Origin of the sequence: Rhodococcus triatomae (assembly GCF_014217785.1) — a bacterium.
Lineage (GTDB): Bacteria > Actinomycetota > Actinomycetes > Mycobacteriales > Mycobacteriaceae > Rhodococcus_F > Rhodococcus_F triatomae.
Genome location: NZ_CP048814.1, coordinates 362,495 through 385,455, shown reverse-complemented (window position 1 = coordinate 385,455; position 22,961 = coordinate 362,495). Strand labels below are relative to the sequence as shown.

The following is a 22,961-nucleotide window of genomic DNA, read 5'->3' as shown; positions in this document are numbered from 1 at the left end:
GACGGGGTCGCGCGGTGAGCGCGACGCGGGAGGCGATCGCCGGCGCGCACAGCATCGTCGTGAAGATCGGTTCCTCGGCGTTGACGAGCCTGGTCGGCGGGCTGGACATGGATCGGCTGGATGCGCTCGCCGATGCCATCGAATCTCGGATGTGCGCGGGGTCCGACGTGGTGGTGGTGTCGTCCGGTGCCGTGGGGGCGGGGCTGGCGCCGCTCGGGCTGGGCAGGCGCCCTCGGGATCTGGCGACGAAGCAGGCCGCCGCGAGCGTCGGCCAGCTCGCGCTGGCGCATGCGTGGGGCACGTCCTTCGCGCGGTACGGACGGACCGTCGGGCAGGTGCTCCTCACCGCCGACGACATCGCGCGCCGCACCCAGCACAGGAACGCGCAGCGCACGCTGGACCGACTCCGTGCCCTGCACGCCGTCGCGGTCGTGAACGAGAACGACACGGTCGCGACGGCCGAGCTGCGTTTCGGCGACAACGACCGGCTCGCCGCGTTGGTGGCGCATCTGGTCGGGGCCGAGGCCCTGATCCTGCTCTCGGATGTCGACGGGCTCTACGACGGGGATCCTCGTAAGGGGCACGCGACGTTGATTCCCGAGGTACGCAGCCCCGAGGACCTCGACGGTGTGGTGGCCGGGGCCGGTGGCGCCCTGGGTACCGGCGGAATGGCCTCCAAACTCTCCGCCGCCAGGCTGGCCGCCGATGCCGGGGTGCCGGTGCTGCTGGCGGCGGCGTCCGAGGCGTCGGCGGCACTGGCGGGAGCGTCGGTGGGTACCGCGTTCGCGGCCCGTCCGACGCGGCTGTCCGCCCGTCGGTTCTGGGTGCGCCATGCGGCCGACGAACAGGGCTCCCTGCAACTGGACGACGGGGCGGTGCGTGCGGTGGTCGCGGATCGCCGTTCTCTGCTGGCGGCCGGGGTCACCACCGTGCACGGGCGCTTCCACGGAGGCGACGTCGTGGCCCTGCTCGACCCGCACGGTCAGCCGGTGGCGCGCGGGGTGGTCGGCTACGACTCCGCGGAGATCTCGGTGATGACCGGGCGTTCGACGCTCGAGTTGCCGCCGGACATGCGGCGCCCGATCGTCCACGCGGACGACCTCGTCCCCCTCTGAGACCGGGCAGCGGCGATCAGGCAGGGGCGATCAGGGCAGGGGCCGGCACCGGTGCCAGCGTCGCGAGGACGTCGGCGCAGCCTGCGTCCACCTTCACCGTCGCGTACTCGTCGCCGCGGGTGACCCCGCGGTTGACGATCGCGACCGGTATTCCGCGGGCGGCCGCACGGCGCACGAACCGGAGTCCCGACATCACGGTCAGTGAGGATCCGAGTACCAGCAGGGCCTCCGCGGTGTCGACGACGTCGAATGCGTGGGCGACGCGAGGCTTCGGAACCGACTCACCGAAGTAGACGATGTCGGGTTTGAGCATGCCGCCGCACCGGCGGCAGTCCACCACCTCGAACCGCGCGGTGTCCTCCACGACGGCGTCCGCGTCCGGCGCCACCTCGAGGCCGCTCGCGCGGTAGACGCTCTCGGCGAATCCGGGGTTGGCCTCCTCGAGATACTCGGCGAGCGTGGCCCGGGAGATGAGGTGATCACACGACAGGCAGCGCACCTGCGCGTAGGTGCCGTGCAGATCGATGACCCGCCTGCTCCCGGCCTTCGTGTGCAACAGATCGACGTTCTGCGTGATCACCGCGGTGACCGTGTCGGAGCGCTCGAGCCGGGCGAGTGCGCGATGACCGTCGTTGGGCACGGCCGCATCCATGTGCCGCCAGCCCAGATGGTTGCGCGCCCAGTAGCGTCTGCGGAATGCGTCGTCACCGACGAACTGCTGGTACGTCATCGGGGTGCGGGGCGGGGAGTCCGGGCCGCGATAGTCGGGGATTCCGGAATCCGTGGAGATCCCGGCTCCGGTGAGTACACACCACCGTCGGCCGGACAACAGGCTCCGTAGCTGGTGGGACACGACCACCACGATACCGTCGGTCAGTATCCGGCCACGGTGTCGATCACGGAATCGAGCGCGGCACCCTCGGCGAATCGGGCGACGTTGGCGCTCACGTGCGCGGCGTAGGCGCGACGCATGAGGCCGGGAGGGTTCGCCTCGTGCGGGGTGATGATGACGTTGGGGAGCGTCCACAGCGGATGATCGTCGGGGAGCGGCTCCGGGTCGGTCACGTCGAGCGCCGCGCCGCCGATCCGATTCTCCCGCAGCGCGGTGACGAGTGCCTGCGTGTCGACGAGGGACCCGCGGGCGACGTTGACGACCCAGGACGACTGGCCCAGTTGGGCCAGCTCGCGTGGGCCGACGAGATGATAGGTGGCCGCTGTCGCCGGCGCGGACAGTACGACGTGGTCCGCGTGGGCCCACACGGCGCCGATCTGAGCCGTGGGGAAGGTGCTCACTGCGCCGGGTACCGGCCGTCCCGACCGGTTGACGGCGAGGACGTCGGCGCCCAGGGCGCCCAGCATCGGAATCAGTGCCCGCCCGATGCCGCCCGCACCGATGACCGCGACGGTCCGTGACCGCAAGGTGTCCACCCGGGCGGACGCCGCCTCGGCGCGTGCCCACGAGGTCGCGCCCAGGTGGGTCGGGAGTGCTCGGATTCCGGCGAGGAGCAAGGTCAGCGCGTGTTCGGCTACCGAGGCCGAGTACACGCCGGCCGCCGAGGTCCATACGACCGCGGATTCGCGCGGAACGAGCCCGGCCGCGAACCACGCCTCCACGCCGGCCGACGGCAGTTGCACCCACTCCACGGAGTCCGGGAGAGAGGTGGGGAAATCGCCCGGCCCACTCGCCCAGATCAGGGCCTGGGCCTGAGCCAGCGGCACGACAGTGCCCCCGCCCCGACGGACGGCGTCACCGAGATCCGGGTCCGCATCGGGACCGATGGCGACTGCCACGTGGCGTCGGGTGGGGGCACCGTGACTTGCGGGCATGTCCGAGAGGCTACGCCGGCACGTCGATCAAGGGGTAGACACCGTTCTCGTCGTGCACCTCACGCCCGGTGACCGGCGGATTGAACACGCACAGCATCCGCATCTGCGTCACGGGCTCGACGCGGTGCCGCTCGTGGCCGTCGAGCAGATACATCGACCCGGGCGCGAGGTCGTAGACCGTGCCGTTGTCGAGATCGGTGAGGGTGCCTGTGCCCTCGACCAGCCACACGGCTTCGACGTGGTTGGCGTAGTGGAACTCGTTGACCGTGCCGGCCTTGATCGTGGTCTCGTGGAACGAGAATCCGACCTTGTCCCCACCGAGGATGATGCGCTTGCTCCGCCAGTTCCCGTTCTCGGCGGTGACGTCGCGATCGGTGTCGGTGATCTCGGCGGTGGTACGAACGATCATGAATTCAGCCTTCTCTTTCTTACTTGTTCGACCCGATTCGGTGGGTCAGCTGCACACCGTGTCGGTCGCCTCGGTGAGGATCCGCAGACCGTGGTCGAGTTCGTCCTCGGTGATCGTCAGCGGCGGGAGCAGCTTGACGACCTCGTCCGACGGGCCCGAGGTCTCGGCGAGCAGGCCCTGGTCGAAGGCGATGTTGCAGACCTTCGCGGCGTGATCGGGCTCCTCGAAGACGAGGCCCTGGACGAGCCCGCGGCCGCGGGTGCTGACCTGGCCCTCGTAGCGGGTACTCAGCTCGGTGAAGGCCTCCGCGATGCGGGCACCCTTCGCGAGCGTCGCCTGGTGCAGCGAGTCGTCGGACCAGTAGTGGTCGAGTGCCACCTTGGACGTGACGAACGCGGGGTTGTTGCCGCGGAACGTGCCGTTGTGCTCGCCGGGCGACCAGACGTCGAGATCCCGTTTGAACAGCGTGAGAGCCATCGGAAGGCCATATCCGCCAATGGATTTCGACAGGGTGACGATATCCGGCGTGATGCCCGCGATCTCGAACGAGAAGAAGGGGCCGGTGCGGCCACAACCCATCTGGACGTCGTCGACGATGAGGAGGATGTCGCGGTCGGAGCACAACTTCGCAAGGGCCCGAAGCCATTCCGGGCGTGCGACATTGACGCCGCCCTCGCCCTGGACGGTCTCCACGATGACCGCGGCGGGGCGGTTCAGGCCGCTGCCGGAATCGTCGAGGACGCGGGAGAACCAGTGGAAGTCCTCGGTGACACCGTCGAAGTAGTTGTCGAACGGCATGGGAGTCGCGTGCACCAGCGGGATTCCGGCGCCCGCACGTTTCATCGAGTTTCCGGTGACCGACAGGGCTCCGAGAGTCATGCCGTGGAACGCGTTGGTGAAGTTGATGATCGACGAACGGCCGGTGACCTTGCGGGCCAGTTTCAATGCCGACTCCACGGCGTTGGCGCCGGTCGGGCCGGGGAACTGGACCTTGTAGTCGAGGCCGCGCGGCTTCAGGATGTGGCTGTCGAAGCTCTCGAGCAGTTCGCGCTTCGCGACGGTGTGCATGTCGAGGCCGTGGGTGATGCCGTCGCCGGCGATGTAGTCGATGAGCGCGGCCTTGAGGACCGGGTTGTTGTGCCCGTAGTTGAGGGCTCCGGCGCCGGCGAAGAAGTCCAGGTAGTCCCGGCCGTCCTCGCTGCGCAGCCAGGAACCGGATGCCGACTCGAAGACCGTGGGCCATCCGCGGCTGTAGCTGCGGACTTCGGACTCGAGCGTTTGGAAGATATCGGTTTCCGCGGTGGTCATGACGTGCATTCCTCCGGTGTGTGTGAAATCAGCCGATCGTGTAGAGATCTTCGGCTTCGTGTCCGTCGGGAAAATCGTTGGGGGAGAACAGCCCCTGCTTCGAAATGGAGACTCCGCGACGGCGGGCCAATGCGGTGAACAGTGCGATCGATGCCTCGTTGTCGGGGCTGATCGTCGTTTCGAGCTGCGTGACCCCTTCCGGGGCCAGGCGGTCGAGGAGGTCGTCGAGCATCCGGCCGGCAATTCCCTTGCCGCGCTGGGAGGAGTCGACAGCTACCTGCCAGACGAACAGTGTGTCAGGAGATTCTGCCCGGACGAACCCGGTGACGAAACCCACCGCGCGTCCGTCGACGTCGGCGACGACGGAGCTGCGGGCGAAGTCGCGGCACCACAGCAGGTAGGCGTAGCTCGAATTGAGATCGAGCACTTCGGAATTCCTGGCGATCTCCCAGAGCCGGACTCCGTCTGAGATCTCTGGACAGCGAAACAACACCGCGTCCGGCGCGGTGGTCGGGATGGCACTCGTTTTGTCAGGCGTCATTGGAAACTCGAACGTAACAAGCATCCGCCGCGATTTCACCGGTGTACCCGAAATCGGACATCGAACACCCGGGGCCCTTGCAGGTGAGGCATTGTTTGTGAGCCTGGTCACAAGTTTGTAACTTCAGGTCGCCGAGAGGCGACACTCCCGGGATCTACTTCGGCGTGGCGAGGACGAAGGGAAGTACGCTCTCGGCTCCCGCACCGATGAGCGTCCGGGCGGCCATCGTGATGCTCCAGCCGCTGTCGCTCAGTGCGTCCACCAGCAGGATCGGCCCGGCCACCCCCGTGAGGTCGGGTGCAGCCCAGGCATCGACGAGACCCGCCACCCGGTGCGCCGAGTTGACCGCGGTCACCGCCGGATGGTCGGGGACGCGGTGCAGGACGCCGAGGTCGCGCAGGCGGCCGAGGGTGGCCAGGCGGGCGGCCAGGGTGGCCGCGAGCCGGGGATGTGAGGGCGATTCCACGGCCATCACGGACGTGGGCCGTTCCGTCCAGTCCCACGCGGCGAGAACCTGGACGGCGGCCGAGACCACGGCTTCCGGCACGTCGCCGTCCGGGCTGCCCAGCAACTCCCGGAGCCGGGGGCCCCAGCCGAGGTCGGCCAGCCGCCCCAGTGCCCGTCCGGGCTGCGGCCCGTCCGAGATCCGGCCGGACAACGAGACGCCGAGTTTCGCCAGGCCCGTGGGCCACTGCTTGCGGGGCGCCAGGTCCACGCCGGGCCGTTCGAGCCGCGCTCGGGTGCCGGCGACGGCGGCGTCGTCGACCAGGGTGGAGCGGTGTGTGCCGGTGCAGTTGTCGCACCGCCCGCAGTCCGCAGCGCCGCCGAGTTCCGGGAGCGACGGGTCGTCGAGCTGGCGGCGCAGAAACGCCATCCGGCAGGTGCCGATGCGCTGATACTCGAGCATCGCCTCCTCTTCGGTACGGCGGGCGGCCTCGAGACGTCGATACCGCTCGGCGTCGTAGGCCCACGGCTCACCGGTGGCGATCCAGCCGCCGCGGACCCGGCGGACGGCACCGTCGACGTCGAGCACCTTGAGCACCATCTCGAGCCGGGCACGGCCGAGATCTACGAGAGGCTCCAGCGCGGGGGTGGAGGTGGCCCGGTCGGTGTCGAGCGCGGCGATGACGGAACGCACGGTGGGTTCCCCCGGGAACGCGACCGAGGCGAAGTAGCTCCAGATCTGCCGGTCCTCGGCGCCGGGCAGCAGGATGACCTCGGCGCGATCCGTGGCGCGCCCGGCGCGTCCGACCTGCTGATAGTAGGAAATCGGCGACGACGGAGCGCCGACGTGCACGACGAAGCCGAGATCCGGCTTGTCGAATCCCATACCCAGCGCCGACGTCGCGACGAGCGCCTTGACCTCGTTGCGCAGGAGCGCCTGTTCGAGGTGCTCCCGCTCGGTCGGGTCGGTCTGCCCGGTGTAGGCAGCCACGGTGTGACCCGCCTCGGTGAGGAGCGCGGCGAGATCTGCCGCCGCGGACACCGTCAGGGTGTAGACGATGCCCGATCCCGGGAGCGCCGCGAGCCGGTCGGCCAGCCAGGCCGCACGGGCGGCAGGCTCGGGGATGTGGACGACGGACAGGTGCAGTGATTCGCGTTCGAGTCCGCCACGCAGCACCAGGGTGTCTCGGCGTCCGTCCTCCTCGCCCGGTTCGCCCTCGCCCGGCCCGGCGCCCACGCCCAGTTGGGCGGAGACGTCGGTGACCACCCGATCGTTGGCCGTGGCCGTGGTGGCGAGGACCGGGACGTCGGTGCCGAGCGAGGCGAGAAGCGTCCGGATGCGCCGGTAGTCGGGGCGGAAGTCGTGTCCCCAGTCGGAGACGCAGTGGGCCTCGTCGACCACCACCAGGCCCGCGTCGGCAGCGAGCGCGGGCAGGACCTGGTCGCGGAAGTCCGGGTTGTTGAGTCGTTCGGGGCTCACCAGCAGGACGTCCACCTCACTCGCGGCGACGCGCGCGTGGATGTCGTCCCACTCGGTGACGTTGCCCGAATTGATCGTCGCGGCCCGTACTCCGGCCCGCTCGGCGGCGGCCACCTGGTTCCGCATGAGCGCCAGCAGCGGGGAGACGATGACCGTCGGACCGTATCCCTGGGTACGCAGGAGGCGGGCAGCGATGAAGTAGACGGCCGACTTGCCCCAGCCGGTGCGCTGGACGACCAGGGCGCGCCGCCGGTGTACGACGAGCGCCTCGATCGCCGTCCACTGATCGTCGCGGAGAACGGCGTCGGGGCCTGCCAGATCCTGGAGGAGAGCCTGCGCCTCGGTGCGCAGCCCGGTGTCGCGAACGTCGGTCGACTCGGTGTCGCGGAAATCGCTTGCTGCGCTCGTCATGCCCCCATGGTGCACGAGGCCGGCGACAGGTGCCGGGGTCGTTCGCGAGGCCACCTTCGCGAAGTCGCCGAGGGTGCTCGGCCGCGGGCCACCCCTCGAAGCCCGGGACCAGAGCAAACCGGCCACCCGGTTTTCCGACGGCAGAAGAGTAACAGGAGGGTCTCAGTCGGGCAGAATCGACTCGATCTCCTGCAGCTGTGGGGCCGAGGCCGCTGCCCCGCGCCGGGTGGTGGCGAGTGCACCGGCCGCGACGGCGAACGCGAGCGCGTCGTCTCGGCGCCCCCACACCGCGGCCAGTGCCCCGGCGAAGGCGTCTCCCGCACCCGTGGTGTCGACGACGTCCACCTGCGGCGGGGCCACGGCGGTGCGGCCGCCGTCGGGGCCGAGATGTCTCGCGCCCCGGCCGCCGAGGGTGGTGATCCGGTGCGGGACGGCGGCGATGTCGTCGGCGAGCTGCGCCGCCTCGGCCTCGTTCGCCACGAGGACGTCGACGGAATCGGTGAGGTCCGGCGGCAGGGGGCGCACGGGGGAGGGGTTCAGCAGGACGACGGTGCCGTGCGCCCGGGCGTGGGCAGTCGCCGACACCGCGGTGTCGAGGGGGATCTCGAGCTGACACAACAACACGTCCGCGCTCGCGATCGCGTCGAGATCCGCCGCGGTCAGCCCGGCGAGGCTGCCGTTCGCGCCGGGCGCGACGACGATGCTGTTTCGGCCCGCATCGTCGACGGTGATCATCGCGACGCCGCTGGGGCCGTCGATCTCGCGTAGTTGCGTCACGTCCACCTCGGCATCGACCAGTGACTGTCGCAGCTCGAGGGCGAAGGTGTCGGTCCCGACCGCACCGACGAACGCCACCTCGGCGCCGGCCCGGGCCGCGGCGACGGCCTGGTTGGCACCCTTGCCGCCGGGGCCGGTGGCGAATCGGTCACCGAGGACGGTTTCGCCCGGATCCGGGATCCGGGGAGTCCCGACGATCAGGTCCATGTTGATCGATCCGACGACGACGACGCGAGGTGCGGGCACGCCGTCGAGGCTAGTCGTGGTCGGCCGATAGTCTGTAGACATGACTGCCGCGACCTCCTCGACACCGGCCGGATCGGACCTCACCGGATCGGCGGGTACGCGACCGGGCCCGGCCGGCTCGTCGGATGTCGTCCGCACGGTGGTGCACGACGCCGCGCGTCGCGCCCGCACCGCGTCCAAGACCCTCGCCCTGCTCACCACGGTGGACAAGAACGCTGCCCTGGATGCCGCCGCCGACGCCGTGCTCGCCGCCACCGATACCGTGCTCGCGGCCAACGACGAGGACGTGGCGGCAGCGCGCGCCGCCGGCACGGAGGAATCGCTCGTGGACCGGCTCCGCCTCACCGCGGACCGGATCGACGGGATCGCGGCGGGGCTGCGGCAGGTCGCCGGGCTCCCCGATCCGATCGGGGAGGTCGTCCGGGGATCCACCCTTCCGAACGGTCTCGAGCTGCGGCAGGTCCGGGTGCCGCTCGGGGTGCTGGGCATGGTCTACGAGGCCCGTCCCAACGTCACGGTCGACGCCTTCGGCCTGGCTCTCAAATCCGGCAACGCCGCCCTCCTGCGGGGATCGTCGTCGGCGGCCCGGTCGAATGCCGCGCTCGTCGAGGTGTTGCGTTCGGCGTTGGTCGAACGAGGTCTGCCCGCGGACGCGGTCCAGCTGCTACCCAGCGACGACCGGTCGTCGGTCACCCACCTGATCCAGGCCCGCGGACTCGTCGACGTCGTGATCCCGCGCGGTGGAGCGGGGCTCATCGACGCCGTCGTGCGGGACGCGACCGTCCCGACGATCGAGACCGGCGTCGGCAACGTACACGTCTACGTGCACTCCGCGGCCGACCTCGACGTCGCGGAGAAGGTCCTGCTCAACTCCAAGACCCGACGGCCCAGTGTCTGCAACACCGCCGAGACGGTGCTGGTGGACGCGGCGATCGCGGACACCGCGGTGCCCCGGCTGGTCGATGCACTGCAGGCGCACGGTGTGGTCGTGCACGGAGACCTTCCCGGGCTGGCCCCGGCCACCGACGACGACTGGTCGCGCGAGTACCTCACCCTCGACATCGCGCTGAAGATCGTGAACGATCTGGATACGGCGGTCGAACACATCGACCGCTACGGAACCGGGCACACCGAGGCCGTCGTCACCACCGACCTCGCGGCGGCACGCGAGTTCACCGCGCGGGTGGACGCAGCCGCCGTCATGGTGAACGCGTCCACCGCGTTCACCGACGGTGAGCAGTTCGGGTTCGGTGCGGAGATCGGGATCTCGACACAGAAGCTGCACGCGCGGGGCCCGATGGGGCTGCCCGAACTGACGTCCACCAAGTGGATCGTCTGGGGAGACGGGCACACCCGACCCGCCTGACGGCGACCATTTCAGAAGGAGTTACGCGTGGACCGAGCGATTCCCGCCACCAGTCCCGTATTCGGGAGCGTCGACGACGTCGAGAGTCGACTCGCCGAGACCGGATACCTCGCCGACAAGGCGACGGCGACCGCCGTCTTCCTCGCGGACCGGCTCGGCAAGCCGCTGCTGATCGAGGGGCCTGCCGGGGTTGGCAAGACCGAGCTCGCCAGGGCCGTGGCGCAGACTGCCGATGCCGAACTCGTCCGGCTCCAGTGCTACGAGGGTGTCGACGAGGCCCGTGCTCTCTACGAGTGGAACCACGCGAAGCAGATCCTGCGGATCCAGTCGGCGCAGGACTCCGGGTGGGACGCGACCAAGGCGGACGTCTTCTCCGAGGAGTTCCTGCTCTCGAGGCCCCTGCTCACGGCCATCCGCCGCGAGGACCCCACGGTGCTGCTCATCGACGAGGTGGACAAGGCCGACGTCGAGATCGAGGGGCTTCTGCTCGAGGTGCTCAGCGACTTCGCCGTCACCGTTCCCGAACTCGGCACCATCACCGCCACCCGCCGTCCGTTCACCGTGCTCACGTCCAATGCGACGCGCGAACTGTCCGAGGCGCTCAAGCGCCGCTGCCTGTTCCTGCACCTGGACTTCCCGGACGCGGACCTGGAGCGGCGGATCCTCGCCAGCCGGGTGCCCGAGCTTCCGGAGATCGTCGCCCAGCAGTTGGTGCGCACCATCCGGGTCCTGCGGTCGATGCAGCTCAAGAAGGTTCCGTCGGTGTCCGAGACCATCGACTGGGGACGGACCCTCCTGGCACTGGGCCTCGACACGATCGACGACGACGCCGTGCGCGCCACTCTCGGGGTGGTCCTCAAGCATCGCTCCGACCAGGAGCGCGCCGTCGCCGAGCTGCGACTGAACTGAGGCCGCCGTGTCCATTCCCGCACGAGAACCGGTCCGGCCGGGGGTGCGCCCGTCGCCGTACGGTCTGCCCGGACATCTCGTCGACTTCGTCGAGGCACTGCGCCGCCGCGGCATCACGGTCGGTCCGTCGGAGACCGTCGATGCCGGGCACGTGATGTCGGTACTGAACCTGCTCGATCGCGAGTCGCTCCGCGAGGGGCTGGCGTGCGCACTGCTGCGCAGACCGACGCACCGCGCCACCTTCGACGCACTCTTCGACCTCTGGTTTCCCGCCGCGATCGGCGAGCGGGGCGGCGACGCCGGCCCGGGCGTCACCCTGCCGCGCGACGACAACGGTGACATCGACCTCGAGGCGCTGCGCGCGCTCCTCGCGGAGCTGCTCGCCGACGAGTCCGCCGAAGCCCAGGAGTCCGTGGAGTCACTCGTGGCGTTGCTGGTCGAGGAACTCGGCCGCTACGACTCCGCCAACGGCCCCTCGTACTCGGCCTACCAGGCCCTGCGGGACATCGCCCCGGACCAGATCCTCACCAAGATCCTCGAGGGCCTGCTCGGCGGTGGTGAAGACGCACCGGGCAAGCCGTCCGGTGACTACGAGTCGGAGGTCGCGAAGCGGGCGGCGGCACAGCGGCTGGCCGACTTCCGCAGGATGGTCGAGAACGAGACCCGGCGCCGTTCGGCGGAGAATCTGGGCAAGGAACGGGTCGCGAACTACGGCGTTCCCAAGCTCGCCGAGGAAGTGGACTTCCTGCGCGCCTCGGACGCCGAGCTGAGAACTCTGCAGCGCAACGTCGCGCCACTGGCCAGGCTGCTGGCGAGCCGCCTCGCGGTGCGTCGTTCGCGGAGCCGTGCCGGGGCGATCGACCTGCGGCGCACCCTGCGCAAATCGATGTCCACCGGGGGCGTGCCCATCGACCTCGTCCAGCGCAAACCCAAACGGGCGCGGCCCGAGCTGGTCGTCCTGTGCGACGTGTCCGGCTCGGTCGCCGGCTTCAGCCACTTCACCCTGCTGCTCGTCCACGCGCTGCGTGAGCAGTTCTCGCGGGTGCGCGTCTTCGCCTTCATCGACAGCACCGACGAGGTGACCCGCTTCTTCGACACCGGGGCGGACCTGGGAGTGGCGATGAGCAGGATGGTGCGCGAGGCCGAGCTCGTCACCTACGACGGGCATTCCGACTACGGCCATTCGTTCGGAGTCTTCGCGGAGCGGTTCTCCCAGGCCGTGACGCCGCGCAGCTCGGTGCTGATCCTGGGCGACGGCCGCAACAACTACCGCGACCCGAACGTCGGCGCGCTCGCGCACCTGGTGTCGACGGCGCGGCACGCCCACTGGCTCAATCCGGAGCCCCGCGGCCAATGGGGCACCGGGGATTCGGCGGCCGAGGTCTACAACGAGATCGTGAGCATGCACGAGTGCCGGTCGGCCCAGCAGCTCGCTGCAGTGGTCGCCGGGTTGCTCCCGGTGTGAACACGTAAACTCGACCCCCGTGACAGGTGAGCCGAGTGCGGGAGAGCCGCGTGGGGGAGAGCCCGAGGGCGAGAGCCGACGCAGGCGCCTGGGAGTCATGGGCGGCACCTTCGACCCGATCCATCACGGGCACCTGGTGGCGGCGAGCGAGGTCGCGGACCGGTTCCGGCTCGACGAGGTGGTGTTCGTTCCCACCGGAAGGCCCTGGCAGAAGGAGGGGCGCTCGGTCAGCCCGGCGGAGGACCGGTACCTGATGACGGTGATCGCGACGGCGTCCAATCCGCGGTTCTCGGTCAGCCGTGTCGACGTCGACCGCGCCAAGGTCACCTACACCGTCGACACGTTGCGCGACCTGCGAGCCACCCACCCCGATGCCGAACTGTTCTTCATCACCGGTGCGGATGCGCTGGCCAGTATCCTTTCCTGGCAGGATTGGGAAGAGTTGTTCGCCCTCGCCAAGTTCGTCGGTGTGTCGCGTCCGGGATTCGAACTCGACACCGAGCACCTCACCGAGCACCTCGCGCAGCTGCCGCCGAATTCGGTGACTCTCGTCGAGATCCCGGCACTGGCGATCTCGTCCACCGAGTGTCGTCGCCGGGCGAGCGAGGACCGGCCGGTCTGGTACCTGGTACCGGACGGAGTGGTCCAGTACATCTCGAAACGAAACCTGTACCGGCCGAAGGATGTCGCCCGTTCCGATGGCGTGGCGACGATGTCCGAGCCCGCGCCGGAGAAGAAGAACTGGGAGAGAACCGAGTGAGTGCAACGCCCGAGGCCACCTCGATGGCCCGTATCGCCGCACTGGCGGCCGACGAGAAGCTGGCTACCGAGGTGGTGGTTCTCGACGTGTCCGAGCAGTTGGTGATCACCGACTGCTTCGTGATCGCCTCCGCGCCGACCGAGCGACAGGTCAACGCCGTCGTCGAGAACGTCGAGGATCGCCTGCGTGATGCCGGGCACAAGCCGGTCCGGCGGGAGGGCACGCGGGAGGGGCGCTGGGCACTGCTGGACTACGTGGATATCGTCGTCCACGTCCAGCACAGCGACGAGCGCAACTTCTACGCCCTGGACCGGCTGTGGAAGGACTGCCCGGCCATCGAGATCGAGGGACTGGGCGAGCACCACCCCGACCCGGATCGGGACGGGGAGACCGACGCCGCGGGCGAGGACGAGGCGCAGTGACGGCCGCGAGCGGCGCCGTCCGCCGACTCGTGCTGCTCCGTCACGGGCAGACCGAGTACAACGCCGGCAACCGGATGCAGGGTCAACTCGACACGGAGCTGACCGAACTCGGCCGCGCCCAGGCCAAGGCCGCCGCGGTGGCGCTCGCGGAGCGCGACCCCCTCGCGATCGTGTCGTCGGATCTGCGACGGGCGTTCGACACCGCGGTTGCGCTCGGCGACAGTTCCGGGCTGCCGGTCCAGGTCGACGAGCGATTGCGTGAGACGCATCTGGGACGCTGGCAGGGGCTCACCCATCGCGAGGTGGACGCCCGGGATCCGGGCGCGCGCCTGCACTGGCGTGCCGACTCCACGTTCGCCCCGCCCGGTGGCGAGAGCCGAGTGGACGTCGCCCGCAGGGCGCGGCCCGTCGTCGCCGAAGCCGAGGCCAAGTTCCCACAGTGGGGGGAGCGGCCCCTCGTGTTGGTGGCCCACGGTGGCCTCATCGCCGCGCTCACCGCGTCCCTGCTGGACCTGCCGATCGAGAACTGGCCGGTCTTCGGTGGCCTGGCGAACACGAGCTGGGTCCAGTTGAGCTCTCCTCCGTCGGTCGACGGGGCCCCGGCGCCCTGGCGTCTGGACGTGTGGAACGCGTCGGCGAGTGTGGCCGATGACGTCCTCTGAGCCTGTCGTGGACGACGCCCGCCCGGTCCTGCTGGTGCTGGCCGACTCGCTGGCGTACTACGGACCGGAGGGCGGCCTTCCCGCGGACCATCCGCGGATCTGGCCGAACCTGGTGGCCCACGAACTCGGGTGGGACGTGGAGCTGGTGGCCCGTATCGGGTGGACGTGCCGAGACATGTGGTGGGCGCTCACCCAGGACCCGCGGGTGTGGGCTTCCGTCCCCCGCGCCGGCGCGGTGGTGTTCGCCACCGGCGGGATGGACTCGCTGCCCTCACCCCTGCCGACCGCACTGCGCGAGCAGATCCGGTACCTTCGCCCGCCCCAGGTGCGCCGGGTCGTCCGGGCCGGATACCAGTGGCTCCAGCCGCGGCTGTCTCCCCTCGGCAGGCCGGTGGCGCTGCCGCCTCGACTGAGCGTCGAGTATCTCGAAAATGCCCGCGGCGCACTGGAATACATGCGTCCCGAACTCCCGGTGATCGGTACGCTGCCGTCCGTGCACGACTGCGAGGCCTACGGCAGGGTGCACGCCGGCCGTCCCGGAGCCGTCGAGGCGGTGACCCGATGGGCGGAGGAGAAGGACGTGCCGCTCGTCGACCTCGCCGATGCGGTGCGGGAGGACATCTTCTCCGGCGAGGCCAATCCCGACGGAATCCACTGGGGCTGGCGGGGACACGAGCGGGTCGCCGAGGCCATGCTCGCGACCCTGCGGAAGACCGGGGTGGATTCGTCCGTGTCCGTCGACGGTCGTCCGTTGCGCCACGCCGGTGACGGAGGTGAGTGACCGGTGGCGGTAGCCCTGGTCACCGATTCCTCGGCGTGTCTCGACCCCGCCGAGGCGGAGCGTCGTGGCATCGACGTCGCCCCACTGCACGTGCTGCGTGACGGACGTGACTACCGCGAGGGCGTCGACGTGATGCCCGAGGATCTCGCCGGCGCCACCACCGCGGGCGCGTCACCGGCGGAACTGCGCGGAGTGTACGGACACGCCCTCGAACGCAGTGAGGGAGACGGTGTCGTCGCCGTGCACATCTCCCGGCCGCTGTCCGGGACGTGGGAGGCGGCACGCAACGCGGCCAAGGACTTCGGGGGACGCGTCCGGATCGTCGACTCGCGCTCGACGGCGATGGGACTCGGCTTCGCGGTGCTCGCGGCGGCGGACGAATCGGCGCGGGGAGCGGATCTGGACGCCGTCTACGAGGTCGCCGTCGACTCCGCGGCACGCAGCCGCTGCTTCATCGTCGTCGACAGTCTCGAGAACCTGCGGCGCGGCGGGCGGATCGGCACCGCCGCGGCCCTGCTCGGTACCGCGCTGTCGATCAAGCCCGTCCTGCACCTGCACGAAGGCCGGCTGGTGGTGCGCGAGAAGACCCGCACGGCGACGAAGGCCAGGACGAAAATGCTCGACGCCGCGGTGGATGCGGCCGGCGACCCCGATCCCGCGGCCCGGACCCGGTCCAGGCCGGTCGATCTGGCCGTGCACCATTTCCGCAGCCCCGATGTCGCCGAGTCCGTGGCACAGAGGCTCGGCACGATGATCGAGACCGCGGACGGCGTCCGGGTGACCGAGTTCGACGCGGTCCTCGGCGTCCATGTCGGCCCCGGCGCGATCGGAGTCGTGGTCAGTCCCCGGGTGCAGGAACGGGAAGAAACCGAGGGTTTCTCCACAGGGTCACACTGATCCACAGGTTCTCTCGGTCGGGCCTCGGGCGCCGTCTGGCCCACTCGGCCCCGGATACGGTCACCGGCCATGGGGATCGACGAAGAGCGCAGGCGGGGGCGGGACCGGTTGACCCGGATGACCGCGGGCACGGCCGATCGGTGGCAGGGGAGCGATGGCCGGATCGAGGGCGATCGGGCCGTCGAGCCGGACTGGTTGACGGACGAGGAACCCGGCACCGAGACAGCAGTGGAGGACCGCGCGTGGCTGCCCGATCACTGGCGGAGATCACGGCTGGCGGCCGGACACGCGGGTGCGATCGCCATGGTGGTGGTCGGGCTCCTCGTCGTCGGTGGTGTCGGCATCGCGCTCTGGGGTGACGACCCGGTACCCGCCGTGCCGCCGGTGCCGATGGTGCAGGCAGGAGTCACGACGGCGACGGGCGGCGCCGCGCCCGCCGCGGAAGCGGACTCGCCGCCTCCGGAGCCACCGCCCGACGTGGTCGTGAGTGTCGTCGGGCTGGTGCACGTTCCGGGGCTGGTGCACCTGCAGGACGGTGCCCGGGTGGCGGATGCGCTGGCCGCCGCCGGAGGTGTCCGCGACGGCGGTGACACGCTGGGGTTGAACCTCGCCCAGAGGCTCGTGGACGGGGACCAGGTAGTCGTCGGCGCCGTCGACGGGACGGGCCCGCTACCCAGTTCGACGACGTCCTCCGCAGGTGCCGGTGGCCCCGGCGGTGGGGGTGGGGCCGCGAGCGGTGGGTCCGGGGCGGGGCTCGTGGACCTGAACACCGCGAGCGCCACCGATCTCGACGCGCTTCCCGGAATCGGCCCGGTTACGGCGGCCGCGATCATCTCGTGGCGCGAGACGAACGGACGCTTCACCGACGTCGGCCAACTCGGCGAGGTCGACGGCATCGGCCCGGCACGGCTCGAGAAGCTGCGTCCGCTCGTCCGCGTCTGAGGGCGGGTTCGGTGCCACCCGCCGATCCCGTGCCCGGGGAGCGGAGCACCTCGGTGCTCGACCTCCGGTTGGTGCCCTTCGCTGCCGCGGCGTGGATCGGAACGGGCGTGGCCCTGGTCGCGGGCGCCACGGCTGCGGCCGTCCTCGCGGGTCTGGCGTCCGTCGGCGCCGCGGTCGTGGTGGGCGTGAGCTGCGCGCGGTCCGGCCACAGGATGTCGGCCGAGGTTCCGGTCACGGCGTTCGTGCTCGTCGCGGCGGCAGTCTTCGCGTCGTGTTTCGCCGGAACCGCCGCCGTCCGGGTACACGTGGCCGAGACGGGCCTGGTGGCGCATCTCGCCCGTGCGGGAGCCACCGCGACGGTGACGGTGGTCCTCGTCGACGATCCGAAGTTGCCTGCCTCGTCGTCGCCCGGCCGCCAGGTGATGGTTCTCGCCCGGGCGATCTCGGTGTCCACCGCGGAAGGAAGCCACCCCGCCGGGGGTGCGGTCACGGTGTTCGCCCCTGCCGCCGGATGGGACGAGTTGGTGCCCGGGCAGGTGGTGACCGTCCGCGCCCGCCTGAACACGTCCGCGCGTGCCGGGATGACGGTGGCGATCCTGCGTGTGAGTGGGCCACCGGCGGACGTGGCCCCGCCACCCCCACACCAGCGGTGGGCCGCGGAGGTACGTACCCGGCTCGCGGCGGCCGCGGCGGACGCGCTGCCCACCGACGCCGCGGGTCTGCTACCCGGCCTGGTGGTCGGCGACACCTCCGCCCAGCTTCCGCAGACTCGGACGGACTTCACCGCCTCGGGCCTGGCCCACCTGACCGCGGTGTCCGGGGCGAACGTGAGCATCCTGCTCGGGGCGGTCCTACTGGTGGTGCGGGCGGTGGGGGTGGGGCCGCGGGCGGGCGCGCTTCTCGCAGGGGTCGCACTCGTGGCGTTCGTGGTGGTCGCGCGTCCGTCGCCCAGTGTGCTGCGTGCCGCGGCGATGGGCACCGTGGCGCTGCTCGCACTCGTCGTGGGCCGCCGCAAGCAGGCCCTGCCGGCGCTCGCGGCCTCGGTGATCGTGTTGCTCGCCGTATGGCCTTCGCTCGCGGTGGACTACGGATTCGCGTTGTCGGTCTCGGCCACCGCGGCACTCGTCGTGATCGCGCCGGTCTGGGTGCAGTGGCTGCGGGTGCGCGGCTGGCCCCGGGCTCCCGCCGAGATCCTCGCCGTCTCGACCGCGGCCTGCGTGGTGACCGCTCCGTTGGTCGCCGCCATGTCCGGCACCGTCAGTCTCGTGTCGGTGGCGGCGAACGTCGCGGTGGCCCCGGTGGTGGCGATGGTCACGGTGGTCGGTGCGGTCGGAGCGCTGGTCGCCCTGCTCCATGCCGGTGCGGCGGCGATGGTGCTCACGACGGCGGGGCCTCCGTTGTGGTGGATCCTCGAGGTGGCGAGCCGCACCGCGGGCCTGCCGTCCGCGACCGTCGCCGTCCCCGACGGACTCGCCGGAGCCGCGGTGACCCTGGCTGTGCTCGTTCTGCTGGTTGTCGGCTGGTGGCGGCGAGGCTCGCCGTCGGCGGTGTGCCTGACCTGCCTCGCGCTGTTGACGCTCGTCCGGGCGCTGCCGCCCGGGTGATCGAACGAGTCGAACCGCTCCATCGTGGCGAATCCGATGTCGGCCGTTCTTACGGTTCTGCTATCCCCATACCCGATCGACCCGGTCGATGATGTCGTGGAGAAATGGCAGGGCTTGATGACATATCGAGTTCTCCTCGGTCACCGGCGTGCGCTCGAACAGATGCGGTGCGGGAACCACCGAAACTTGGACGACCCGCCGATCCGAATACGGAAGCTCGACAGAACAGACCTCGGGGTCGATGCCAACGCGATCAACTGGCCGACCGAGTGCCTGCGTCAAGGTCGTCGTGCCTTCGTCGTTGGTTGACCCGAAAGGGCTCAGTGTGAATTTGATCGACACGACGTTCGAACCCCACTTGCACCCGTCACTTCCGGCTTCGTTTCTGGCCCCACCTTGCCGCTCTGGCGTCGTATCCAAACCTCCGGCGAAAAGCTCCGCTTCATCTTCACTGGCCAGACTGCAAGGGTCTACTCCCTCGAATACCTCGGAAGGCGTTGTTTCCGTCAGAGTTTCGCGCGGCGACACCCTGATCTCGGCCACGCTCGTCTGCACTGCATCTGACTCGTCCGTCATCTGTGAACATCCGGCAATCACCAGAAGGCTCAAGCATAGAGCTGCCAGTTTCCGATTCATTACCATCCTTTGTTCCATTCAAATCGATAGGGCTCCTCTGAATCTTCCTCCCACTCAGAAGATCTAGCTGGAATAATTTGCTGATACCAGCGGTAGCCTGGATCATTCATGATCTGCATCACTTCCGGCGGAAGCGCGCCAAGCTTGACGGTGATCTCACTCCATGTACATTCACCCGTAGCTACGCGCTGAGAGTATTCTTTGAGCGCTTTCGAAGATCCCGGATCATCAGCCACTTTCTGCATGAATCGGTCGTCGACCTGCATTCGGAGGTCCCAATCCATTCGGGCCTTCTCGCTCTGAATTCGCACTGTCGCCAACCGGTCGAGCGCACCGCTGAGCTTTCGGTACGCACTGTCAACCGATGGATCCAAGTCTGTCATGATGCATCCGCCCAGGGCTCATTTTGGTTTCCAGTGTAGAAGGGCTTTCTTTCTCGACCGCCTAGACTTGTGACATCAGCAACTTTAGCGAAGTCTTGCGCCACCTCTGCCCCGGCAGCAACCTCTTCGACCGCCTTTTTGAGCGGCTCAATTTTGTCCTTGATTGGCCTTAATTCTTTCTCGACTTCATTTTTCGCAGATTCGATTGGTTCTTTAATCGCCTCGATAAAGGATTTGATTGCGTCAACGGTTTCTTGGATCTGGTTGACCAATGTCTGGCAGCGGTCGTACCCCTCTTTGAAGGCATTATATATCCGCTCCGCCTGCCAGCCCCATCCAACAACTGGGGTCTTCTTCAGGGCAATTTTCACAATCGCAACGGCGCCATCAATTTGAACCTCTTGCTTCAAGAGGTCCCTAATGGTCTCGGCCACTTCGATGACCGCCTTCTGGATTTCATCTGAAGCGCGCTGTAGGGCGAGGTCGATAATTCTACCAACGGGTCCCCACCAGTTCATAGCCTTAGATTGTGAGGTGGAAGCTTGGTGGAACCTCTGTGATGCCTGCCCCTTCCATGATTCCCTCACTCTCGCTGTGGCCGCCCCAAGGTTTTCTCCGCACTTTTCGACGCCTTCGCACGACGTTCGATAAACCCCACCCAATCGCTCCAACTCGTTCCATGGCCCTTTCAGCGGCTCGAGAGCGAAATCGATAGGACTCCAGCCAAACGCTTCATTCACTTTCTCATCGACATCTGACATCCACCCGATAGTCTCCTCGACCAGTGTGCGCACGTCTTTGACATCGGATGGGGGAGGTGGGGCCTTGATGTCGAGCTCATGTACGCGGCTGTACGCGGCCGGTGAATCATAGGCCGGCGGGAAGCTATTCCCTTCCATAACCCTGTTGAAGGCGTCGTAGTTTTTTGCGTCAGTGTCGTGATAAAACCACGCTGCCGCATTCAGCTCGACCGATGTCTGATGTTGCCACTCTGACATATCGGCAAACTCGCCAGCAATTACGGATCTGGTGAGATCGCAAACTTGGGCAAGGCCGACAAATATCCGGCCTGCATCCGCCCCGTTAGCCAATGCTCCGTGCTCACCAATCAGGCTGCAAGCGTCGCCGAGATCGGCGCCGATCTCGACTAGCATGTTGGAAAGGCCGGAAATTTCTCCGCTGTTGGCTTCGAATACCTCACCTGTCATCGCTCCCCCTCTAATGTATCAACGGGTACGCTCGATCGTCCCGATAATTTGGTCGGGAATAGTCGTCGCCAACGCTCCAGGAACCTCACGCTGAGACTCCACTATCAGGACCATGATCTCGGCGGTCGCTAGTCCCTTTAGTGTCACAACATCGAACGTGACTGCGGGCGGTACGCACCCGCCGTCATTCGGAATATCGGTGATATATGCGCGGAAGCGCAGCGCGCGCTCCCCCTCGACGGTGAACTCCGTCGGTCCTTCATATCGCACGGTCGGTGCAGTCCCGTCCTCATCGGCATAGATCCGCTCAACATTTCGAATCTCTGCCCAGCCGGCCGACTCGAGGTCGAGCCCATTTCGGCCACCGGCACCCGTCATCGCCAGCTGCGACGCATCGCTCTCCGCGCAGTGCCCGCGCCCAAACTTGCCCAGCGCCCCGTATCGAACGATCTCGCCCATGCGGTCGGACCATCCACCGACGGAGCCCGCCAAGTTCGCCCAGTCCGCCGGAATCGTGTAGGTCCAGCCGTACCGTGTTGCGATGGGTTGCGGCGACCCCGAAGGAACTTCAATCTTCGGTGGCTGCCCATCGATGAAGGGCAAGCCGGAAGGGCGAGCTGCAGTAGTCGTCAGAGGCGGGACGGCATTAGAAGTGGGTCGCTCGCTGAAGGCATATGGCTCCGGCTCGTGCCGGCTTCCAGCCGCGATGATCACGGCCACCAAGACACCCACCACCAGAGCTAGGGCGATGATCACCCGGAGCAACGCTGCACTCAATCGCACCCGTCCCAACGTTCCCCCCAGCTCCCACCTTCACCCGCACGCACATTCCGTACCTTTGAACGCAGCGAGGCTAACACACCTCAAACGCGATCACTGAGCCGGAGCCCGATAAGGCGACGATGACCTATTGGAGGAAGTCTCCGCATGCACGGCCCGTTCGAGAACTTGCCGGCCACAGCGGTAATTCGGAAGTTGTCGATCTGTCTCAGAGGCGTTGGTAAACTTCTGCCTATTCGTAACTGGTCTAAAAATTCTGAGTTACCCATTGCAGAATTGGCAAACAACTCTCGACGAATATTCGAGGTGCTCATATCGGATGATCTTGTACAAAGAAGTTGGCCACAGATCGGCGTGTGGCAAGCATTGGCTCGAGACTCGGTGACTGTGCTCTCGTCCAACACTCGTTCACCGACATTCAGGAGCTACGTCGGCGCGTCCGAACGTACGCAAGCAAACCCGCCTGACGCGGTTGCGCGGGCGGCGCGTGCAGTGGGTATGCCCCCGTTCCGGGCAACTGGTCGCAGGCCTGACGTCTTTTCTTCATCGCGGGGCGTCGGCGATGTGTCGTCGGAGCCACGTGGCACCATCTACCGGGTGAGCGAAACTGCGCTGTCTCCCGTGCACCTGGTCCTGGGGGAGGAGGAGTTCCTCGTCGAACGCGCCGTGTCCGGCCTGGTCGGGCAGGTGCGCTCGGCGGTCGGTCAGGGGTCGGACGTCCCGGTCGATCGGATGCGCGCGGGCGACGCTGTCGCGGCGGAGCTGGCGGAGTTGCTCAGCCCCTCGCTGTTCGCCGAGGACCGGGTCGTGGTGCTCGAGGCCGCCGCCGAGGCAGGCAAGGACGCCGCGGCCCTCGTCCTGGATGCGGCCGGTGATCCGCCACTCGGAGTGGTGCTCGTCGTGCTGCATTCCGGTGGGGGCCGAGCGAAGTCGATGGTGGGGGCACTCGAGAAGCTGGGTGCCCAGGTCCACCCCTGCACCAAGCTCAAGACGGGCGAGCACGTCGGATTCGTCCGTGCCGAGTTCCGCGAACTCGGCGTCCGGGTCGCGCCCGAGGTGGCCCAGACGGTGGTGGAAGCGGTGGGATCGAACCTGCGGGAACTGGCCGCGGCCACGTCCCAGCTCGTCGCGGACACCGGAGGCAAGGTCGACGTCGCGGCGGTCCAGCGGTACTACTCGGGCCGGGCCGAGGTGTCCGGATTCGACGTCGCGGACAAGGCCGTCGAGGGTGACAGGGCCGGGGCGTTGGAGGCGCTGCGATGGGCGACGCTGCGTGGAGTTCCGCACGTGTTGCTGGCCGACGCGCTGGCCGACGCCGTCCACTCACTGGCGAAGGTGGGCTCCGCCGGTGCGGGGGACCCGTTCCGGATGGCGTCCTCGCTGGGAATGCCGCCGTGGAAGATCAAGAAGATGCAGCGTGTGGTGCGGGGATGGACGTCGGAATCGGTGGGGCAGGCGATGCAGATCGTCGCCGTCCTCAACGCGGACGTCAAGGGTGGAGCCGCCGACGCCGACTACGCGCTCGAATCGGCGGTGGGCAGGGTGGCCTCGTTGCGCGCCGTGTGAGAGTCGAGCCGGGCACGACGAA

Annotated in this window: 23 protein-coding genes; 12 read left to right on the top strand and 11 right to left on the bottom strand. The window is 68.5% G+C overall.

What is annotated here, in order from left to right; all coding sequences use genetic code 11:
- Positions 1 to 14: 14 nt before the first annotated feature.
- A complete protein-coding gene (proB, locus tag G4H71_RS01835) occupies positions 15 to 1,115 on the top strand; it encodes a glutamate 5-kinase (RefSeq protein ID WP_072737805.1) in 1,101 nt (366 codons plus the stop codon).
- A 16-nt stretch (positions 1,116 to 1,131) separates the two neighbouring features.
- On the opposite strand, the gene G4H71_RS01830 is transcribed toward proB, so the two are convergent.
- The 7 genes from G4H71_RS01830 to G4H71_RS01800 all read right to left on the bottom strand — a co-directional run bounded on the left by G4H71_RS01830 (position 1,132) and on the right by G4H71_RS01800 (position 8,558).
- Positions 1,132 to 1,968: an NAD-dependent protein deacetylase gene (locus G4H71_RS01830; protein WP_072737806.1), complete on the bottom strand. Its 837-nt coding sequence runs from the start codon at positions 1,966 to 1,968 to the stop codon at positions 1,132 to 1,134.
- A gap of 20 nt (positions 1,969 to 1,988) precedes the next feature.
- Positions 1,989 to 2,942 carry a D-isomer specific 2-hydroxyacid dehydrogenase family protein gene (locus G4H71_RS01825; RefSeq protein ID WP_072737600.1) on the bottom strand — a complete coding sequence of 318 codons (954 nt, stop codon included), beginning with the start codon at positions 2,940 to 2,942 and terminating at the stop codon, positions 1,989 to 1,991.
- 10 nt (positions 2,943 to 2,952) lie between these two features.
- The gene (locus tag G4H71_RS01820) at positions 2,953 to 3,351 is read right to left on the bottom strand and encodes an ectoine synthase (RefSeq protein WP_072737601.1); all 399 of its coding nucleotides are present in this window, start codon (positions 3,349 to 3,351) and stop codon (positions 2,953 to 2,955) included.
- Positions 3,352 to 3,396: 45 nt separating this feature from the next.
- Positions 3,397 to 4,659 (bottom strand): diaminobutyrate--2-oxoglutarate transaminase, encoded by a 1,263-nt coding sequence (ectB, locus tag G4H71_RS01815; RefSeq protein ID WP_072737807.1) that lies wholly within the window; start codon positions 4,657 to 4,659, stop codon positions 3,397 to 3,399.
- Between the two features lie 28 nt (positions 4,660 to 4,687).
- Entirely contained in the window at positions 4,688 to 5,200 is a 513-nt protein-coding gene (gene ectA / locus G4H71_RS01810) for a diaminobutyrate acetyltransferase (protein WP_072737602.1), read from the bottom strand.
- Between the two features lie 154 nt (positions 5,201 to 5,354).
- Positions 5,355 to 7,535 carry a RecQ family ATP-dependent DNA helicase gene (locus tag G4H71_RS01805; RefSeq protein WP_072737603.1) on the bottom strand — a complete coding sequence of 727 codons (2,181 nt, stop codon included), beginning with the start codon at positions 7,533 to 7,535 and terminating at the stop codon, positions 5,355 to 5,357.
- Between the two features lie 162 nt (positions 7,536 to 7,697).
- Positions 7,698 to 8,558, bottom strand: a complete 861-nt coding sequence (locus G4H71_RS01800) for a ribokinase (RefSeq protein ID WP_174561840.1) — start codon at positions 8,556 to 8,558, stop codon at positions 7,698 to 7,700.
- Positions 8,559 to 8,598: 40 nt separating this feature from the next.
- Between G4H71_RS01800 and G4H71_RS01795 the strand changes: the two genes are divergently transcribed.
- The 10 genes from G4H71_RS01795 to G4H71_RS01750 all read left to right on the top strand — a co-directional run bounded on the left by G4H71_RS01795 (position 8,599) and on the right by G4H71_RS01750 (position 18,366).
- Complete coding sequence (locus G4H71_RS01795) at positions 8,599 to 9,924, top strand: glutamate-5-semialdehyde dehydrogenase (RefSeq protein ID WP_072737605.1); 1,326 nt, start codon at positions 8,599 to 8,601, stop codon at positions 9,922 to 9,924.
- Between the two features lie 27 nt (positions 9,925 to 9,951).
- Entirely contained in the window at positions 9,952 to 10,833 is an 882-nt protein-coding gene (locus tag G4H71_RS01790; RefSeq protein ID WP_072737606.1) for an AAA family ATPase, read from the top strand.
- A gap of 7 nt (positions 10,834 to 10,840) precedes the next feature.
- Positions 10,841 to 12,298 carry a vWA domain-containing protein gene (locus tag G4H71_RS01785; protein WP_072737607.1) on the top strand — a complete coding sequence of 486 codons (1,458 nt, stop codon included), beginning with the start codon at positions 10,841 to 10,843 and terminating at the stop codon, positions 12,296 to 12,298.
- A gap of 19 nt (positions 12,299 to 12,317) precedes the next feature.
- Positions 12,318 to 13,058 (top strand): nicotinate-nucleotide adenylyltransferase, encoded by a 741-nt coding sequence (gene nadD / locus G4H71_RS01780; protein ID WP_083342883.1) that lies wholly within the window; start codon positions 12,318 to 12,320, stop codon positions 13,056 to 13,058.
- Positions 13,055 to 13,480 (top strand): ribosome silencing factor, encoded by a 426-nt coding sequence (rsfS, locus tag G4H71_RS01775; protein WP_072737608.1) that lies wholly within the window; start codon positions 13,055 to 13,057, stop codon positions 13,478 to 13,480. Before nadD ends, rsfS begins: the two co-directional genes overlap by 4 nt.
- Positions 13,477 to 14,142 carry a histidine phosphatase family protein gene (locus G4H71_RS01770; protein WP_072737609.1) on the top strand — a complete coding sequence of 222 codons (666 nt, stop codon included), beginning with the start codon at positions 13,477 to 13,479 and terminating at the stop codon, positions 14,140 to 14,142. The genes rsfS and G4H71_RS01770 overlap by 4 nt, the downstream gene beginning before the upstream one ends.
- A complete protein-coding gene (gene octT, locus G4H71_RS01765; RefSeq protein WP_072737610.1) occupies positions 14,129 to 14,923 on the top strand; it encodes a diglucosylglycerate octanoyltransferase in 795 nt (264 codons plus the stop codon). Before G4H71_RS01770 ends, octT begins: the two co-directional genes overlap by 14 nt.
- Positions 14,924 to 14,926: 3 nt before the next feature.
- Positions 14,927 to 15,820: a DegV family protein gene (locus G4H71_RS01760; RefSeq protein WP_072737611.1), complete on the top strand. Its 894-nt coding sequence runs from the start codon at positions 14,927 to 14,929 to the stop codon at positions 15,818 to 15,820.
- A gap of 69 nt (positions 15,821 to 15,889) precedes the next feature.
- Positions 15,890 to 16,762, top strand: coding sequence for a ComEA family DNA-binding protein (locus G4H71_RS01755; protein ID WP_072737612.1), 873 nt, complete (start codon positions 15,890 to 15,892; stop codon positions 16,760 to 16,762).
- Between the two features lie 11 nt (positions 16,763 to 16,773).
- The gene (locus G4H71_RS01750; RefSeq protein ID WP_246442631.1) at positions 16,774 to 18,366 is read left to right on the top strand and encodes a ComEC/Rec2 family competence protein; all 1,593 of its coding nucleotides are present in this window, start codon (positions 16,774 to 16,776) and stop codon (positions 18,364 to 18,366) included.
- Positions 18,367 to 18,426: 60 nt separating this feature from the next.
- Here the strand turns inward: G4H71_RS01750 and G4H71_RS01745 are convergent, their stop codons facing one another.
- From G4H71_RS01745 to G4H71_RS01730, 4 genes are read right to left on the bottom strand one after another with little or no spacing between them, the layout of a single operon-like run.
- Positions 18,427 to 19,002 carry a DUF3558 family protein gene (locus G4H71_RS01745; RefSeq protein ID WP_169847144.1) on the bottom strand — a complete coding sequence of 192 codons (576 nt, stop codon included), beginning with the start codon at positions 19,000 to 19,002 and terminating at the stop codon, positions 18,427 to 18,429.
- Positions 19,002 to 19,385: a hypothetical protein gene (locus tag G4H71_RS01740; RefSeq protein ID WP_139183158.1), complete on the bottom strand. Its 384-nt coding sequence runs from the start codon at positions 19,383 to 19,385 to the stop codon at positions 19,002 to 19,004. Before G4H71_RS01740 ends, G4H71_RS01745 begins: the two co-directional genes overlap by 1 nt.
- On the bottom strand, positions 19,382 to 20,593 hold the full coding sequence (locus G4H71_RS01735; protein WP_139183157.1) for a hypothetical protein: 1,212 nt from the start codon (positions 20,591 to 20,593) through the stop codon (positions 19,382 to 19,384). The genes G4H71_RS01740 and G4H71_RS01735 overlap by 4 nt, the downstream gene beginning before the upstream one ends.
- 18 nt (positions 20,594 to 20,611) lie before the next feature.
- The gene (locus G4H71_RS01730) at positions 20,612 to 21,349 is read right to left on the bottom strand and encodes a DUF8017 domain-containing protein (RefSeq protein WP_139278257.1); all 738 of its coding nucleotides are present in this window, start codon (positions 21,347 to 21,349) and stop codon (positions 20,612 to 20,614) included.
- 621 nt (positions 21,350 to 21,970) lie between these two features.
- On the opposite strand from G4H71_RS01730, the gene holA reads away from it, so the two are divergent.
- Complete coding sequence (gene holA, locus G4H71_RS01725; RefSeq protein WP_072737811.1) at positions 21,971 to 22,939, top strand: DNA polymerase III subunit delta; 969 nt, start codon at positions 21,971 to 21,973, stop codon at positions 22,937 to 22,939.
- Positions 22,940 to 22,961 lie beyond the last annotated feature (22 nt).